We start from the raw sequence: 17,175 nt of genomic DNA on the forward strand, positions 1-17,175 counted from the left end.
TCAGCTTTTACTGAAAACAGGGGCCGAGCGATCTTGAATAGCGCCCAGCCCCTCGAGGCAGCCAGCACCGTGACCTGCTTTCACTGCGGCGAGGACGTGCCCCTGGGTGCTGACTTTCGCATCGATATCGCCGGGGAGGCCCGCAACATGTGTTGCCCGGGCTGCCGTGCGGTGGCGAGCATGATCGCCGAAAGCGGACTGGAGCAGTTTTATGATCAGCGCACAGCGTTCAATGACCGCCCCTCTCCAGACCTGGCTTCCCGAAGGCCCGAATTCGATATCTATGATGACCCTGCCCTCGCTGCACAGTTCTCCAGCAGGGACGCATCAGGAATCAGCAATGCGAGGTTGCTTATTGGCGGCGTAAGCTGCGCGGCCTGTACCTGGCTTATTGAAACGACCCTCCTGCGGCTCCCCGGTGTGCAGCGGGCAACGTTGAATCTCGGGCAGAACCGTCTGGACGTCGCCTTCGACACAGCCCAGCTGTCCATGAGCGAGCTGTTTAGCCGGGTTGCGAGTCTCGGCTATCGGGTGCAACCTTGGCAAAGCAGTCTCCGGCAGGACCAGGCCAGAGAGGAATACCGTACCGATCTCCGGCGGCTGGCTGTGGCCGGTATCGGCATGATGCAAGTGGGTATGTTCGCCGTTGCACTCCACGCGGGCGACATTCAGGGCATCAGTGCGGACTATCAGCAACTCATGCGCTTGTTCAGCCTGCTCGTAACGAGCTTCGTGGTGGCCTACTCCGCCAGGGGATTCTTCGAGAGTGCCTGGCGTCATCTGCAATTCGGGGCGTTGGTCATGGACCTGCCGGTAGCTCTTGCCATCGGCCTGGCTTACTGCGCCAGCGCCTTTGCCACCTTAAGTGGCTCGGGAGATGTGTATTTTGATTCCGTTGTGATGTTCACGTTTCTGCTGCTCCTTGCAAGGTTTCTGGAAAAACGTCTCCGCTACCGGGATGCCATGGACTGGCAGGACGCGGAGCAGACGCTCCCCGATGCAGTGCAAATCTGGAAAAATGAGCAGTGGATGACCGTCCCCCGGCGCACGCTGTCAGCGGGAGCGCGCGTATTGGTCCGCGCCGGCGACACCCTACCCATTGATGGCATCGTTGAGCGGGGAGCCGGCAGCGTACGCGAAGACAGTTTCAGCGGCGAAGCCCTGCCCCGCCCCATAGGCGTTGGCGACAGAATTTATGCAGGCACCGTGAATCTTGAGGAATCGCTGGAGCTTAAGGCTACGGGTAGCTATGCAGATACCCGCCTGGCCGCTCTGCAACGTTCCATTGATCAGGCGCAACAGGGCAAACCCGCAATCGCCACGCTTGCTGATCGCATTGCTTCACAGTTCATCGCTGCGGTTTTGATCATCGCATCCCTTACCGCATTAGCCTGGTGGGCAATTGATCCGGATAGAGCATTGTGGATCGCCCTCTCAGTACTGGTGATCAGCTGCCCCTGCGCACTGTCCCTGGCGACCCCGGCGAGCCTCGCCAATGCCACCCGCTTCCTCCGCCGCAGAGCTGTGATTGTTAACGGCGAAAATGCCCTGGAATCTCTGGCGAAGCTCGATGTTGCTCTGTTTGATAAGACCGGCACTCTCACGAACGGTGCTTTTGCACTGACGAGAGTGAACTCCCTGAGCGAGCAGTGGGATGAAAACACCATCAGGTCCATAGCTGCTGCCATGCAGCGCCACTCCAATCACCCCCTGGCAAGCGCATTTAGCGCCATGGATACCCAGAGTAATGTGCAGGCGGTGAGCTACCGGGCCGGAAAGGGGCTGGAGGGCAGCTATGAGGGACGACCGCTACGCCTGGGTTCCTTGCGATTCTGCCGGGAGATTGCGCCGGAGCTTCCCGCCGAACCCGAGGAAGCGCTGTACTGGGTCGCGCTGTGCGAAAAAGATCAGCCCATAGCCTGGCTGGGGCTGACCGATGACATTCATGAGGAAGCATATTCCGTGCTCCAGAATCTGAGGAGCGCAGGCGTCGCCACCGAGCTACTGACCGGCGATGCCTCTCAGCGCGCGACACAGCTGGGTGCTACCCTGGAGTTTGAGCGGATAGCCACCGGTTTATCGCCCGAGGACAAACTTGCGCGACTGACCACACTGCAGGACACGGGGGCCACCGTGCTTATGGTGGGTGATGGTCTTAACGATGCGCCGGTTCTGAAACGTGCGGACGTGTCCATCGCCGTTGCCGGCGCCACCGACCTTGCGAAAGCTCAGGCTGACTTTGTCATCATGAGTGGTGATCTCACGCAAATAACCCAACTTGTGCAAGCCGCGCGGCGCACACGGCGGATCATTATTCAGAATTTCTGTTGGGCACTGGGTTACAACGCCATGGGCATTCCCCTGGCAGCCATGGGCTGGGTGCCTCCCTGGGCTGCGGCCGTGGGTATGTCCTTAAGCTCCCTGCTGGTCGTGGGCAACGCCACCAGGCTGCGTCGCGCATCGGCCCAGAGAGACGTCTAGTATGGAAAGCCTGTACCTACTCATTCCCGTCGCAATTGTCTTTGCCATCCTTGTCGTTCGCCTTCTGCTCTGGGCGATCGACAGTGGCCAGTACGATGACCTGGACAAGGAAGGCTGGCGAATTCTCGCTGATGAAGACAGCGAAGGCGGCGCGCCGGGCAGCAACGACCACGGCGGCGACAAAAACAATGATTAGCAACGATATGCTGGCCGCCCTGGGTATCGGTCTTGCGGGAGCAGGACACTGTCTTGGTATGTGCGGCGGTATCGCCGCCGCCATCAACCTCGGGGGCAAGGGCGGTCCTGCCACGACCTTTGCCTATCACGCAGGGCGTCTGAGCAGTTACGCCCTTCTCGGAGCCCTCCTTGGCGCCATCGCCGGGAGCATTAACCTGGCCCAGTGGACCATGGTGCTCCGCTATCTGGCAGCCCTGTTGCTCATCGGCATGGGACTGTCCATTGCCGACTGGTGGCGCGGTATGTCCAAACTCGAGAGCGTGGGTGCGAAACTCTGGAGACCCGTGCAAAAACTGTCGTCACAGCTGCTCCCCGTGCGGCACTGGTCTCAGGGCTATCTGCTGGGTTTGTGCTGGGGTCTGATGCCCTGCGGCCTGATTTACAGCGCCCTGGCCTGGTCTGCGACAGCACAGGATATGGCACGCTCCGGGCTCCTGATGCTGGCCTTCGGTGTAGGAACGCTTCCCGCGATGCTCACCACCAGTTTTGGGGCGGCGAGAATTCAGGCCCTCCTTCGACGTCGAGGCCTCAAGCTCATTATCGCGGTATTTCTGATTGTGTCGGGCCTGTGGTCACTAATGATGACTTTTAACCATGGGAGCCACCTGAACCGTCCCATTGCCGCCGATCCGCAGGAGCAGCAAGACGGCGTCCCCGCACACCGGCCGCCCATGGATCATTCACAGCACTAGCCCTGGGGTTCCTTTTGCGCCGGGGGGCGCCCCTGTTCTTTACTCTGTTCTTTGCTCTGCGTCTCCCTTTGTACCGCCTGCTGCCGGAGTGCTTCGGCCTTGCGCATCTTTTGTTTTTTATGAAGCGGCACCAGCAACCCAATCAGCCAGAACGTGGTGCCAAGGACCAGCACCACCACGAATATTGTCAGTCCCAGTAAAGCAAGGTTCATGGCAACTCCCAGCCCTCCCCGCGGGTGAACACAAAACTTGACGCTATCATGAAATGCGCGTCGGTTTCCCGGGCGGTCAGGCAAAAAAAACCCCGCTCGTGAGCGGGGAATCACAGGGGGATGACGCTAAGAGCGCCACCTCATTAAAAGCTTTAAAATTTGTAGGCGACACCGACGTTGTAAACCCAGGGATCGATATCAACATCAAAACTCACCCTGGCATTGGCACCACCACCGGTAGTAACGTCGATGTCCGCCGTCGTACCAATATCGATGTACCAGACGCCTAGGTTCAGCGCCCACTTGTCGTTCAGAGGGATGTCGACACCCGCTTGAGCAGCAAGTCCGACAGAGTCTTCGAGAGACAGTTGTGCGGAAGTCACGTCCAATAGATCACCCAAAACCGCACCAAGTTCACCATCAACTTTTTCATTAAAGAACGTCGTGTAGTTCACACCCAGACCCAGGTAGGGCTGCCAGCCATCCATGCCACCACGGGGATACCACTGAATGCTCACTGTGGGGGGTAAGTGCTTGGTGGAGCCTGCTGCTACCGGTAAGTCCGCCAGGTCGATGTCATGCTCAAAAGGCGTGGCCGCAAGAAGCTCCACACCCCAGTTATCGGACATCATCCAGACTCCCATGAGGCTGATGGCAGTACCGTTATCAACATCTACACCGCCCGGTAACACCGTCACGGGATCCGTTGGAAGCTCGATGGGATCACTGTCACCCGAAGGGGCCACCGTAGCAACACCGCCGCGGATAATAATGTCGCCCTGCTCGTAGGCCTGTGCGCCCATACAAGCAATACCCAACCCGGCCGCAACGGCGAGAACAAGCTGTTTCTTCATAATGATGTCACTCCTTTCCCTAAAATAAATGCCCTTGGGGCACCCTATGCATGCATCATAAGAGCGCTCGTAACGCCAAGCATTGATATCGGTCAAGTTTCGTGACTTGCGGTGTATAGTTATCAAAACCTGCGATTTTCCGAGCGTCTGGAGAACGCTCAGAACACCCGGGAGTACCCTCGAGAGTACCCCCGAAAGAAACTCATCCTTGCACCCTTTATCACCGAGACACTGCTGATCAAACTTCACCTCACTCTGGCCGCCGTGCTCTTCATCGTCACAGCGGTTCTGCGGGCCGACTTCGTGAACGCCTCTGAGCGCTACGGCACCGCGCTCGCGAGCGTCGGACAGCTCCATGTGCCCGGGCAGCGCTTTGAGAACGGTTATGCCAGGCACTACGATGAAGACTGCTCGGCGACGTTGATCACGGACGATGAACGATCCAAAAGCTCAAGGTTCATCGTCAGCGCATGGCACTGCATGGAGTTTTATCGCGATACGAGCAAGGCGCTGACCTTCGAGACGGCCATGGGAGAGATCCGTACCGCCAACCTCATTACCAGTGGTGGCAGCATGTACAGCGACTGGGCCCTTCTGAGTCTTAATGCTCCCCTGCCCCATCCCGCGGTCCTTGCTATGGAGGAACGGGAGGAAATGGAGGAAAAAGAAGCCGCAGACACCTTGCTCATGGCGGGATATCCGCGCCGCGCCTCCAGCCAAAGGAAAGTGCTGGAGACCGCGCGCAACTGTCGCATCACTGGCAGGGATGACCGGGACACAAAAAGCAATTGCGTCCTGCAAAAGGGCGCCTCCGGTGGGGCGGTATTTCAAGCCGGACAAAAGATCCGCTATCTGGGCGTCATATCTCGCGGCGATGGGGAGTCACAAAGTATCTATGTTCCCCTGAAGCGATTTCGCGCCAGAATTAGCGCTCACCTGGAGCGCGGTCGTCTTCCTTAACATCGGCCTGCGTTGGCCGGAGCATTTCCTCCACTTCATCCACGGCACGATCAATGGTGAGTTCTCCACTGTCGGCGTGGTCGTCAAACAGGTTGATCATCCGGTCTGAACGCCGGCCCAGAAGCATGAGGCGAAGATAAAGACTGTGTTCGACCTTGGGTCTGGTGACAGCGTCAATAATAAAAGCGATGAGGCTAAGGGGACTCAATAAAAAATCCCGAAGCGCATCGGCGGCCAGTTTGAGCTGAAAGACAAGCACGTGTCGCAGGGCAGCTGAGGTGGCCACACGCTCGTCCTCATCACCATCGTCATTCCTGAACATGATCAACCTCCGTCAAGAGAGCGCGGGTATTAATACCAGCTATCCACAGGGCCACTGAGAAAAGAGGCCTCGGGCAACTCCAGAACAGCGGGTCTCTGGCCCTCCAACGCAGCCTTGAGGGCATCCTTTAGAGCGCCCGGGGTCTCCACCCTTTGAGCGAAGCAACCCAGGGCGCCGGCGGCGGCAACAAAATCCGGGGCGTCGATATCCACGCCAATGGGTTTGATGTCGTCAGCCAGCATCCCTTCGCGTATCTCCCGGTAGCCGTTGTTGTTCCAAAGCAGCAGGATCACCGGCAGCTTCTCCTGCACCGCGGACGCAAGCTCCATGAAGGTAAACTGCGCGGCACCGTCGCCCATAAGCGCAACAACCGGCACGTCGTCAGGCAGTGCCCTACGAGCCCCCATAGCAGCAGGTAATGCATAACCGAGAGTGCCGCCGCCCGTGGCGGAATGAAAGTACCGGCGCTCTGCGCTGGCCTCGTATTGCCACACGGCGTAGTAGGTGGGCAGCGTGCTGTCACCCACGAGGCAGAGCCCCGGAAGAGACGCCTGAAGGTTGTCAAAAAACGCCTGTATCTCCGTATTCCAATGCTGCTCTGTCACCATTGCTGCCCGGGTGGCGGCGACGCGCACAGCGCCTGAGCGGTCCCTGCTCTGGCCCTCAAGAATTGCGAGCAGTGACGCCAGGCTCTGCCTGGCATCACCGCAGAGCGCCAGATGGGGTCGCTGGTTACGACAAAGCTGCGCGGGATCAATATCAATTCTTGCGAGCCACGCCGGATTTTCCAGCTCGCCCAGAAACAGCATGTCGTAATCTGTCTCACCAAACTCAGTGCCCACTGCCAAAACCACATCGGCAGCTGCGATCATTTCCCGCACCGTGGCCAGACTCGCACTGCCGCCGACCAGCAGAGGGTGAGCACGGGGGAGCAGGCCCTTGGCATTGACCGTCGTCACCACCGGAATGTCCAAACGCTCAGCGAACTCACGGACCTTCTCACCGGCGCTCACTGCACCTCCCCCGACAATAAGCAGAGGGGTCTCGGCCTCACGCAGTCGGTCCGCCAGTTCCTGCAGGCCCTCACTGTTCGCGGCGGGGGGCAAAACGGGGGGCCAGGGAATCGTCGACACTGCGCCGGCATCCTGGGTTATCACATCCAAAGGAATCTGCAGGTGCACCGGTCCCGGTCGGGCGCTGGAAAACACAGCAAATGCCCGTGCCAGCACCTTGGGCAACTCCCCGGGACTCATGAGGGTGTGACTGAAGCGACTGCATTGGCTCCCGAGCGCCGACTGGTCCGGCACGTCATGCAAACGACCCTCCCCCATGGCCAGGTCCTTACGGGCTGCAACGGCGGTGACTACGAGCATGGGCACGGAATCCGCCAGCGCTTGCATCATGGCTGTTATCGCGTTTCCGAGACCGGGACCCGAGATCAGAAAGCAGGCTGCGGGCCGGCCGCAGGCCCGAGCGTAACCATCAGCCATAAACGCAGCCCCCTGCTCGTGGCGGGGAGATATATGGCGAATCGAACTACTGTCCAGACCGCGGTAAAGCTGCACAGTGTGGTTCCCGGGAATACCAAAAACAGTGTCAATACCGTAGGCCTCGAGAAGCGCTACCAGTCGCTCTCCACAGCTCACTGTTACCGCTGTGCTCACGTCAAAGGCCCTCTGCCTGTTCCGGATGGGGCGAGCCTAGCGCTCCTTCACCGATATGCTGCTCCCCCCGGGCTTTGGCCAGCTCTACCTGACGCTGGCGCTCGGCAAAGCGCGCCCGCTGCTCATCGCTCTGTTTGTCGATGCAGTGGGGGCAGCTCACGCCTTTGACATAATGGTCGGAGCGGAGGTCTTCCGCATTGATGGGATGGCGGCAGGCGAAGCACTGATCATAACTGCCTCTTTCCAGATTGTGATTGACCGCCACCCGGTCATCAAACACAAAGCACTCACCCTCCCAGCTGCTGGATTCCGGAGGAACATCCTCCAGATACTTAAGAATCCCGCCCTTGAGGTGATAAACCTCGTCAAAGCCCTGCTCAAGGAGGTAGGAGGAGGCCTTTTCGCAGCGAATTCCTCCGGTGCAAAACATCGCAACCTTGGAATTTTTATCCGGATCCAGGTTTTCTTCCACCCAGGCCGGAAAATCACGAAAGGTCGTAATGCCGGGATCCACGGCGCCGCGAAAGCTGCCTATGGCGCACTCGTAGTCATTGCGGGTATCGATCAGGGTCACATCCGGGTCAGCGAGCACACCATCCCACTGCCCCGGCGTGACATAGGTACCCACAACGCGATTAGGATCCACCTGGGGAACTCCCATGGTGACGATTTCCTTTTTGAGCTTTACTTTCATGCGCAAAAAAGGCTGCTCGTCGTGGAGCGATTCCTTGTGATCCAGGTCCTTTAGCCGGGGATCGGAGCGCAGCCAGGCAAGCACCGCATCCATCGCTTCGCGGCTACCCGCCACCGTGCCATTGATACCTTCACCCGCGAGCAGCAAGGTACCTTTGAGCCCATGAACTCGACACTGCTCCAGTAGAGGCTCCCTTAGCGCCTCGTAATCCTCGAGGGCGACAAACTTGTAGAGGGCAGCAACGACGACAGTCATCAGGCTTGTTCCCCGCTATCAGCCTTGCTGCCCCCGAGACAATCCGGCGACACCGGTGCCTCATGGGTTTTCTCCTGCCACTCCCGCGGGTCGTAAAGGTGCATCGCGAGGGCATGAATGGGGCCTGCAAGCAGCTCCGCCAGCTCCTTGTAGACCAGTTGATGCCGAGCCACGGCGCGCTTGCCCTCAAAGGCTGTGGATGCCATGACCAGCCGGAAATGGGTCTCCGAATTTGCCGGCACGCTGTGCATATGGCTCTCATTTTCCACCTCAAGCCAGTGGGGCGAAAACGTCGCCTGTAACTGAGACCGTAATTGTTCTTGAACGCTCATAACTTCTCCTGAAATACCACGGCGATTATACGCTCCGCTCAACGCTCTTTCAGCGCCTGTTAGCAAAGGATTTCCCGCAACCCGGGGAAGCTCTATAATCAGAGCATGGCTACTGACACTGAAGAGCGCTACGACATCGCCTTTGCGGGTGAATGCCTGGACGGGAAAGACCCCCAGGCAGTGCGTGCCGCTGTGGGGGCGTTGTTCAAGGCAGACGCGGCAACCCTTGAGCGTCTTTTCTCGGGCACTCGCCAGCGCATCAAACGCAATTGCGACAAAGCCACGGCACTCAAGTACCAGAAAAGCCTGGCCCATGCCGGTGCCAAGGCCATCGTCACCCGGGCGAGCGGCGCGAGCGAGGCGGGATCGGCACCCTCACCCACGCCCACCGACAACGCTGCAACGGACAAGGCCTCAGAGGGCGAGCCTTCAGTGTCTCCTGGCCAGGATGCGGCGCCGCCTCAAAACGCCGATGACGGTCTGAAAGTATTGCCCGGCGGCAGCGACATCCTGAGGCCCGATGAGCGGGTCGTTCACGAAGACGCCGCTGTCGATCTCAGTCATCTGTCCCTGGCAGAAACCGGTGACCGTCTCAGTGATGCCACTACCGATGAAGCGCCCGCAGTAGACGTGCCTGAGCTAGACGTTGCTGAACCGGGGGCGCACATGGGTCCTGCGGACACGGCGCCTCCGCCACCCGCACCGGACATCTCCTCTTTCGGCCTGGCGCCGGCCGGCGCAGACCTCAAAGTTCCGGAGGGCCACGGCGCAGCGCCACCCCAGATCAATACGGATCACCTGAATCTGGCGGAATCGGGCGGTGATTTACTGAACGCCGATGAACGTCCGGTCGACGAGGTTGAGGCGCCGGATACCAGTCATCTGGCATTGGACGCCGACGAAGACGCAACAAAAACTGAGTAGCACTGTGAATATCGACACCCTTCCCGCTCCGGCTCTTCCCCGCCGTCTTGCAGCTATTGTTTACGACTCCCTGCTAGTCATACCGCTGATCATGGTCTGCGTGGCTATAGGACTGGGCATCCGACAGCTATTGGGGAGCGCGGCCGACAGCCTGCTTCCCGCAACGGCAGTACAAACCATCGCCGTCCTGAGCTGCATCGGCTTCTTTGGCGTGTTCTGGTTGAAAAGTGGCCAGACCCTGGGCATGCAGGCCTGGCGTCTAAAGCTGATACCCATGCCGGGCAATGAACTGAGCTTTGGCCGCGTAATAACCCGCTGTCTCTCAGCGCTGTTGTCAGCACTATGCCTGGGACTGGGGTACTGGTGGTGCTTGTTTGACAAGCGCAATCGCTGTTGGCACGACTACCTGTCGGGGACCGAGCTGGTATTGCTGCCCAAAAAGGACAAGCAAGGCAAAAAGAACGATAAAACGCAGACCACCGACCGAGATTCCTGAGGGCTACTCATCGCCCTCGAAGATCTGCGACCTGCGGGTGTTCAAGCCTTCCTCAGTAAATAAAGCCCCACCAGAACGCAGCTAAGGACCGGCGCCAGTGCGGCATACAGGGGCGGGAAACCAAATACCAGACTGGCCGGTCCCAGCAGGTCCTGACTGAGCTGAAACAGGATACCCACCATCACGCCGGCAAAAATCCGAAAACCCAAAGTGCCATCCCGCAGGGGTCCGAAGACAAAGGAAATGGCAATGAGAACCAGTGCAGCCACAGCCGCCGGCTGCATAAGCTTTCGCCAGGTTGCCAATTCAAAGTGCGCAACATCTTCACCCTGGGAGCGCAAAAACGCCGCGTAGTCCACAAGATCCACCAGCGTCAGCTGCGAGGGAGCCACGTTCTCCAGCGATAAAATTTTGGGGGTTATATTGCTCGGCAAAAAAAGCTCCGGGGCTGAACTCTTACTGATACGGTCTTTGGCAAACTCGCTGGTCTGCACGTCCCGGAGGCGCCAGCCCTCACCGTCGTAGCGCCCGCTGTCGGCAAAAAGCGCCCGCTGCATCCAACCATCTTCCTCGAATTCGTAAGCGGTGATGCCAAAAACCTCGTTATCCGCAGCGACGGCCTGAACGTGAAAGAACAACACCCCGTCCCTGCGCCAGATACCCTGCCCTGTATCCACCTGCCTTCCGGCATACCGGGCGATGGCTCTCCCGCTTTGCGCCTGCTGCTCTGCCTTTGGCGCGATGTATTCACCCAACAGGAAACCAAAAACAGCGATGACGAGCGCCTGCTTGAGAACCATCCATGCCAGACGCCCGTTGGAGATACCCGCGGCGCGCATAACCACCAACTCACTGGTTGATGCGAGCTGACCGAGCCCGACCAGGGCGCCGATCAGTGCCGCGAAGGGGATGAACTCGTAAACCCGACGCGGCATGGTAAGCATGACGTAGCGTCCGATTTCGGCAAAACCATAGCTTGCGCTGCGACTGTCCGACTCATCAATAAACGCCGACAAACCGTCGATTCCGACAATCACCAACAGCACCAGAAGAATGGAGAGCCATACCGTGCGTGCCACATAGCGGTCCAACTTGCGCATTCAGGCCTTCCGCAATTTCTTTACGCCATCGGGACCAAAGAGTAAACCAATGGCCAGGGCGAAAAACCCCAGATGCAGGAGATACATCTGGTAGGCCTGGGCGTCACCCTCGGCAACGCTGGTGCGAACGCTTGCCAGCGCAAACAGGTAACACAGATGCAGGAGCAGCGCTGGCGCAAGCTTGATATAGCGCCCCCGGCGATGGTTTGTTTTACTCAGACTTAACGCGAGAAGAGCAACCACGGGTACCATGAGTGCCAACGACAGGCGCCAGTGTAGCGCTGCCCTGTCTTCCGCGTCATTAGAATCTAAAAGTTCAGCCGTAGATTTTGCATCCACGGGTTCACTGCGCGCCATGGAGGGCGCATCGGGCAGTCGCTGCCCAAAGATGCCAAACCGTACGACTCGATAATCAGCGCTTCCCGGCGTGCCGCTAAAGCGGTAACCATCCCTGAGTTCGAGATAGCGCACCCCCGAGCCGGGATCCACAACAACAGAGCCCCGCTGCGCCACGGTAACACCGGCCACCGACCGGTCCGCCTCCCGACCCTCGGGGGCGTATAAAAACACCTGCTTCAGCACCCCCGCTTCGGGGTCTATGTCCGACGCATAGGTGACCGTCCCATCATCTCCCCGGGGCTGAAATCGTCCGGCAGCCAATAGCTGCAGACCCTGCAGGGCCTGGGGGTCATTCAGCAACGCTTCGGTTCGGGCGACCCCCTGGGGCGTCACCAGCAGCGAGAGGCTTGCAACCACCAGCATGATCAGCAGAGCCGGTGCCAGGGTAAAGCCTGCCAGTTTCGCAGGACCCACACCGCAGGCACTGAGAATCACCATCTCACTCTCAACATACAGCCGGCCGTAGGACATGAGGATGCCAATAAACAGGCCCAGGGGCAGGAGCAGCTCTAAAAAACCCGGCAGGCGGTAGAACATGACAGGCAAAAGGATTTCCGCAGCCAGCTTTCCCGACGCGGCCTCCGCCAGATACTTCACGAAGCGACCCGTGAGGATAATGGCCAACAACACAGAGCTCACGGCCAGGGTATGACCCAGAACATCGCCCGCCAGATAGGCGCGCAGTCTCATAAGGTCTCCGCGAGGCGTCGGCTAATGACGGGTCTGGAGAGTTCAGTTTGCACGCTGTTCATCTTACACTAGGGGTTCCTATCTTTTAGAGAGACTCACCATGGCAGCACTCCGCTTTTCCGCCAGCGATCCACAGAAAGCCTCCGCCAAATCCACGCAATGCGCCATCCTCCCCGTGGGTAGCTCCCTGCGACTTGATGACGCCGGGCGCGCCCTCGCAAAGGACAGCGCCGGCGTGCTTTCGGCAGCCCTCAAAGGGGGAGAGTTTAAAGGACAGGTGGGAGAAACGCTGCTGCTGCACAGCCCCGGTGCTGCCCAGCGCATCCTGCTTATCGGTGTTGGCGACACAAAGCCAACCCGCGGTGATTATCTGAAGATAAGCCGATCCCTCGCCCGCGCGCTCCTCGCCAGCAAGGCCAAAGACGCGCAAATGCATCTTGGCGCCCTGAAGGTAGGCAGCAGTGACTGGGAGTGGCTCTGTCAGCGTCTCGCGACGGATCTGGTGTACCACGCTTATCGCTATGCCCTGACGCTGTCCAAACCAAAACCGGCACCAACCCTTAATCGTTTTGTGCTCTTGAGTGGCGACACGGCGCTGCTGCGACGAGCCAGGAGCGCACTGAACCGCGGTGGCCAGGCTGGTGGGGGCATCAACCTCGCCCGCGAATTGGCCAACCTCCCCGCCAATTACTGCACCCCGGAACACCTGGCAAAAGAAGCGCGGAAATTAGCCCGCGGGAATGACAAGGCCAGCTGCAAAATTCTTAACGAAAAGGCCATGGCCGAGCTGGGGATGCATTCGCTGCTGTCGGTCACGGCGGGAACGGCCACCCCGGCGAAACTGATCGTTCTGGAATACAAGGGCGGTAAGCGCGGCGCAGCGCCTCATGTGCTGGTGGGCAAAGGCATTACCTTTGACAGTGGCGGCATTTCGCTGAAGCCCGGCGCCAAGATGGACGAAATGAAATTCGACATGGGCGGTGCGGCGAGCGTTTTGGGAACCATGCAGGCCGTCATGGAGATGGCCCTGCCAATCAATGTGGTGGCAATTATTGCTGCGGCGGAGAACATGCCCAGTGGCACCGCCACCAAACCCGGAGACGTTATCACCTCCATGGCGGGCATCACCATTGAAGTGCTCAACACCGATGCCGAGGGTCGTCTCGTGCTCTGTGATGCACTGACCTACGCCGAACGATTCAAACCCGCGAGCGTGGTGGATATCGCGACGCTCACCGGCGCCTGCGTAGTCGCTCTGGGCAGCCACGCTTCCGGTTTGTACGCCAATGATGACAAGCTTGCGGAGCAACTCCTTGATGCAGGCACCACCAGCCACGATCGGGCCTGGCGTATGCCTCTGTGGGACGAATACCAGCGACAGCTGGACAGCAATTTTGCGGACATGGGGAACATCGGCGGCCCCGGAGGTGGCAGTGTCACCGCAGCGTGCTTCCTCTCCCGCTTTGCGACCAAGTACAACTGGGCGCATCTGGACATAGCCGGATCCGCCTGGGACTCCGCGCCCAAAGGCGCCACCGGGCGTCCCGTGGGTCTCCTCACCCAGTATCTCTGTGACCGGGCGTCGACTGATTGACTCGCGTCGGCTTCTACATTGTAGAAAATACCGATGCGAGCAGCCGCACGCGTCTGGCCCTGCGGCTGACGGAGAAAGCCCACAAGCAGGGCCATCGTATTTTCATCCACAGCGAAGATGAGGCACAGGCCAGGGAGCTCGACGAGCTTCTCTGGACCTTTCGGCCGACGAGCTTTCTCCCCCACGCCCTTTGCAGCGACGAAAGCTCGGAGCAGATTTGTATTGGTTGGGGGCAGGAACCTGCCGGGCATGACGATCTGCTGATCAATCTGCAAACATCGGTGCCGGAGTTTATCGGGCGCTTCCAGCGCGTCGCCGAGCTGGTGAACCAGGAACCCGCCAGACTGGAGGCGCTCCGCCATTCCTGGCGGCACTATCGTGAGCGGGGCTATGCGTTGGAAGAACATCGCCTGCCCAGCGTATAATCCGCGCTTTTTTGCGCCCGAGTAGCCGCGGCACCTCCAGCACTACCGGCACGCCATGAGACAGACAGTTTAATGATGGAAAAAACATTTCAACCCGCTGAACTGGAACAGCGCTGGTACCAGCGTTGGGAAGAGGCGGGCTACTTTGCCCCCCAGGGCGGCGACCAGGCCTTCTCCGTAATGATCCCGCCACCGAACGTCACGGGTAGTCTCCACATGGGGCATGGGTTTCAGGAAACCATTATCGACGCTCTGGTGCGCTATCACCGCATGGCGGGCTACGACACTCTGTGGCAACCCGGTACGGACCACGCCGGCATCGCTACCCAGATGGTGGTGGAGCGCCAATTGGCGGCCGAAGGCAAAGACCGCCATGAAATGGGCAGAGACGCCTTCATCGAAAAAGTCTGGGAGTGGAAAGCCAGCTCCGGCGGCACTATCACCCAGCAGCTGCGCCGCCTGGGAGCCTCACCGGACTGGTCCCGGGAACGCTTCACCATGGACGAGGGCCTTTCTGCAGCGGTTCAGGAAACCTTCATCCAGCTCTATCGAGAGGGCCTGATCTACCGTGGTCAGCGTTTAGTGAACTGGGACCCGGCAATTCACACCGCCATTTCGGACCTCGAGGTCATTTCCGAGGAGGAGCAGGGGAAACTCTGGCATTTCCGCTACCCCCTTGCCGACGGCTCCGGTCACCTCACCGTGGCGACAACCCGCCCGGAGACAATGCTCGGTGATGCTGCCGTAGCAGTGCACCCCGAGGATGAGCGCTATGCCCATCTTGTGGGCAAAGAGATTGCATTGCCGCTTTGTGATCGACTCATTCCAATCATTGCTGACGATTACGTGGATCCCGAATTTGGCACGGGCTGCGTAAAAATCACACCGGCCCATGATTTCAATGATTACGAGGTAGGCCAGCGCCACTCCCTCCCCCTCATCAATATTTTCGACGACGATGCGGCCATCAATAATCAGGCGCCGGAGTTTTATCGGGGACTGGATCGCTTCACCGCCCGGGAAAAGATCGTCGAAGATTTTCGCCACCTCGGTCTCCTGGAGAAAATTGACGATCACACCTTGAAGGTTCCCCGGGGAGATCGCAGTGGCGTCGTTATCGAACCCTACCTTACACAGCAGTGGTATGTGGACGCCAAGGCCCTCGCCGGCCCCGCCATTGAAGCGGTAGAAAGCGGTGAGATTGAGTTTGTTCCCAAGCAGTGGGAAAACACTTACTTCGCCTGGATGCGGGATATCCAGGACTGGTGCATCAGCCGACAACTCTGGTGGGGCCATCGCATACCCGCCTGGTTTGATGCCGAAGGCAATATTTACGTCGGCAACGATGAAGCCAGTGTGCGAGCCGAAAACGGCCTGGATGACAGTGTGCCTTTGCACCAGGACGAAGACGTGCTGGACACCTGGTTTTCTTCAGCCCTCTGGACCTTTAGCACCCTGGGCTGGCCCGACAACGACGAGATGCTCCAGCGCTTTCACCCCACCAGCGTGCTGGTAACCGGCTTTGACATTATTTTCTTCTGGGTCGCGCGGATGATCATGATGACCCTGCATTTTCGTGGCGAAGTACCGTTTCGGCAGGTTTACGTCCACGGACTCGTGCGCGACGCTGAGGGCCAGAAGATGTCCAAGTCAAAGGGCAACGTTCTTGACCCTATTGATCTTATCGACGGTATCGACCTTGCGAGTCTGGTAGAAAAACGCACCTCCGGTCTCATGCAGCCACAGCAGGCAGAGCGTATTCGCGAGACCACCCACGCGCAGTTTCCCGATGGCATCAATGCCTATGGCACCGACGCCTTACGCTTCACCTTTTACTCCCTGGCTGCCACTGGCCGCGATATCAAGTTTGATCTCGGCCGCATCGAGGGCTTTCGCAATTTCTGCAATAAAATCTGGAACGCCGCGCGCTTTGTACTCATGAACTGTGAAGGCAAGGATTGCGGTGTCGATGAAAGCCTTCCCTTTACCCTTGGCACCTCGGAGCGCTGGATTGAGAGTGAACTGCAGCGCATGCTGGAACGCTTCCACAAATCCATCGCCAGCTACCGCTTCGATCTGGCCTCCCAGGCCCTTTACGATTTTATCTGGAACGAATACTGCGACTGGTACCTTGAACTCTCCAAAGTGGCGCTTCGCGATGAAAGCGACCCAGCGGTTGCCCGTGGCATTCGACGGACCCTGATCCGTACCCTCGAGCAAAGCCTCCGCGCCCTCCATCCACTCATGCCCTATATCACGGAAGAAATCTGGCAGAACGTTGCGCCCCTCGCGGGAGTCACCGGCCCGACTATCATGCTACAGCGTTTCCCTGCGGAGGATGTTACCCGTATCGACGAGGCAGCTACCGCAGACATCGATTGGCTCAAAGGCTTTGCCCTGGCAGTGAGAACCATCCGCGGAGAAATGAGTATCCCCCCGGGCAAGCGTCTGCCTGTGCTTCTGCGAGAGGGCGATGGCGAAGATCCACGACGCATAGCCGCTCTTGATACTCAGGTAAAGCAACTCGCCGGGCTGGAAAGTATCAACTGGCTTGATGGCGAAGCCCCCGCCTCCGCCACGGGAATCTGCGGGAAGCTGGAAATCCTGGTGCCCCTGGCGGACATCATAGACCGTGATGCGGAGCTATCGCGCCTGGACAAGGAAGTCGAAAAACTGCGCAGCGAGTTGAAACGCATAGAAGGAAAACTGAATAATGAAGGTTTCGTGGCAAAGGCCCCAGCAGAGGTCGTCGCAAAGGAACGGGAGAAACTGCAATCTCAGCAGGCTTCTCTTGAAAAGCTGCTGCTGCAACAGCAGCAGTTAGGTAACATCTCGACCTGAACT

General features: G+C 59.0%; 17 protein-coding genes. 9 read left to right on the forward strand and 8 right to left on the reverse strand.

The annotated features are described in order from the left end of the window. Positions 1 to 33 precede the first annotated feature (33 nt). Genes ACTG3T_RS12785 through ACTG3T_RS12795 form a run of 3 tightly spaced genes read left to right on the forward strand, consistent with a single transcriptional unit; the run spans position 34 to position 3,410 of the window. Positions 34 to 2,481 (forward strand): heavy metal translocating P-type ATPase, encoded by a 2,448-nt coding sequence (locus ACTG3T_RS12785; protein WP_439102666.1) that lies wholly within the window; start codon positions 34 to 36, stop codon positions 2,479 to 2,481. A 1-nt stretch (position 2,482) separates the two neighbouring features. Beyond that, complete coding sequence (gene ccoS / locus ACTG3T_RS12790; protein ID WP_439102667.1) at positions 2,483 to 2,677, forward strand: cbb3-type cytochrome oxidase assembly protein CcoS; 195 nt, start codon at positions 2,483 to 2,485, stop codon at positions 2,675 to 2,677. After that, complete coding sequence (locus ACTG3T_RS12795; RefSeq protein WP_439102668.1) at positions 2,670 to 3,410, forward strand: sulfite exporter TauE/SafE family protein; 741 nt, start codon at positions 2,670 to 2,672, stop codon at positions 3,408 to 3,410. Before ccoS ends, ACTG3T_RS12795 begins: the two co-directional genes overlap by 8 nt. On the opposite strand, the gene ACTG3T_RS12800 is transcribed toward ACTG3T_RS12795, so the two are convergent. Continuing rightward, a complete protein-coding gene (locus tag ACTG3T_RS12800; RefSeq protein ID WP_439102669.1) occupies positions 3,407 to 3,622 on the reverse strand; it encodes a hypothetical protein in 216 nt (71 codons plus the stop codon). The two genes, ACTG3T_RS12795 and ACTG3T_RS12800, sit on opposite strands and share 4 nt — an antisense overlap. Positions 3,623 to 3,774: 152 nt before the next feature. Further along, entirely contained in the window at positions 3,775 to 4,476 is a 702-nt protein-coding gene (locus ACTG3T_RS12805) for an OmpW/AlkL family protein (protein WP_439102670.1), read from the reverse strand. A gap of 111 nt (positions 4,477 to 4,587) precedes the next feature. On the opposite strand from ACTG3T_RS12805, the gene ACTG3T_RS12810 reads away from it, so the two are divergent. Next, on the forward strand, positions 4,588 to 5,436 hold the full coding sequence (locus ACTG3T_RS12810) for a trypsin-like serine peptidase (protein ID WP_439102671.1): 849 nt from the start codon (positions 4,588 to 4,590) through the stop codon (positions 5,434 to 5,436). Here ACTG3T_RS12810 and ACTG3T_RS12815 read toward each other — a convergent pair. The 4 genes from ACTG3T_RS12815 to ACTG3T_RS12830 are packed head-to-tail and all read right to left on the reverse strand — an operon-like array spanning position 5,402 to position 8,703. Further along, positions 5,402 to 5,758 (reverse strand): hypothetical protein, encoded by a 357-nt coding sequence (locus ACTG3T_RS12815; RefSeq protein ID WP_439102672.1) that lies wholly within the window; start codon positions 5,756 to 5,758, stop codon positions 5,402 to 5,404. The genes ACTG3T_RS12810 and ACTG3T_RS12815 overlap by 35 nt on opposite strands. A 29-nt stretch (positions 5,759 to 5,787) precedes the next feature. Then, positions 5,788 to 7,422 (reverse strand): 5-guanidino-2-oxopentanoate decarboxylase, encoded by a 1,635-nt coding sequence (locus tag ACTG3T_RS12820; RefSeq protein ID WP_439102673.1) that lies wholly within the window; start codon positions 7,420 to 7,422, stop codon positions 5,788 to 5,790. A gap of 1 nt (position 7,423) precedes the next feature. Continuing rightward, the gene (gene trhO / locus ACTG3T_RS12825; protein WP_439102674.1) at positions 7,424 to 8,371 is read right to left on the reverse strand and encodes an oxygen-dependent tRNA uridine(34) hydroxylase TrhO; all 948 of its coding nucleotides are present in this window, start codon (positions 8,369 to 8,371) and stop codon (positions 7,424 to 7,426) included. Further along, on the reverse strand, positions 8,371 to 8,703 hold the full coding sequence (locus tag ACTG3T_RS12830) for a BolA family protein (protein WP_439102675.1): 333 nt from the start codon (positions 8,701 to 8,703) through the stop codon (positions 8,371 to 8,373). Before ACTG3T_RS12830 ends, trhO begins: the two co-directional genes overlap by 1 nt. Positions 8,704 to 8,808: 105 nt before the next feature. On the opposite strand from ACTG3T_RS12830, the gene ACTG3T_RS12835 reads away from it, so the two are divergent. Then, positions 8,809 to 9,627, forward strand: coding sequence for a hypothetical protein (locus tag ACTG3T_RS12835; protein ID WP_439102676.1), 819 nt, complete (start codon positions 8,809 to 8,811; stop codon positions 9,625 to 9,627). Between the two features lie 4 nt (positions 9,628 to 9,631). Next, a complete protein-coding gene (locus tag ACTG3T_RS12840; RefSeq protein ID WP_439102677.1) occupies positions 9,632 to 10,123 on the forward strand; it encodes an RDD family protein in 492 nt (163 codons plus the stop codon). A 41-nt stretch (positions 10,124 to 10,164) separates the two neighbouring features. On the opposite strand, the gene lptG is transcribed toward ACTG3T_RS12840, so the two are convergent. Continuing rightward, a complete protein-coding gene (gene lptG / locus ACTG3T_RS12845) occupies positions 10,165 to 11,223 on the reverse strand; it encodes an LPS export ABC transporter permease LptG (protein ID WP_439102678.1) in 1,059 nt (352 codons plus the stop codon). Continuing rightward, positions 11,224 to 12,312, reverse strand: a complete 1,089-nt coding sequence (gene lptF, locus ACTG3T_RS12850) for an LPS export ABC transporter permease LptF (protein ID WP_439102679.1) — start codon at positions 12,310 to 12,312, stop codon at positions 11,224 to 11,226. It lies immediately after the preceding gene. Positions 12,313 to 12,412: 100 nt separating this feature from the next. On the opposite strand from lptF, the gene ACTG3T_RS12855 reads away from it, so the two are divergent. The 3 genes from ACTG3T_RS12855 to ACTG3T_RS12865 all read left to right on the forward strand — a co-directional run bounded on the left by ACTG3T_RS12855 (position 12,413) and on the right by ACTG3T_RS12865 (position 17,172). After that, complete coding sequence (locus tag ACTG3T_RS12855; protein WP_439102680.1) at positions 12,413 to 13,906, forward strand: leucyl aminopeptidase; 1,494 nt, start codon at positions 12,413 to 12,415, stop codon at positions 13,904 to 13,906. Continuing rightward, positions 13,903 to 14,331, forward strand: a complete 429-nt coding sequence (locus ACTG3T_RS12860; RefSeq protein ID WP_439102681.1) for a DNA polymerase III subunit chi — start codon at positions 13,903 to 13,905, stop codon at positions 14,329 to 14,331. Before ACTG3T_RS12855 ends, ACTG3T_RS12860 begins: the two co-directional genes overlap by 4 nt. 75 nt (positions 14,332 to 14,406) lie before the next feature. Beyond that, entirely contained in the window at positions 14,407 to 17,172 is a 2,766-nt protein-coding gene (locus ACTG3T_RS12865; protein WP_439102692.1) for a valine--tRNA ligase, read from the forward strand. Positions 17,173 to 17,175 lie beyond the last annotated feature (3 nt).

Source organism: Congregibacter sp., assembly GCF_965660375.1.
Taxonomy (GTDB): Bacteria; Pseudomonadota; Gammaproteobacteria; order Pseudomonadales; family Halieaceae; genus Congregibacter.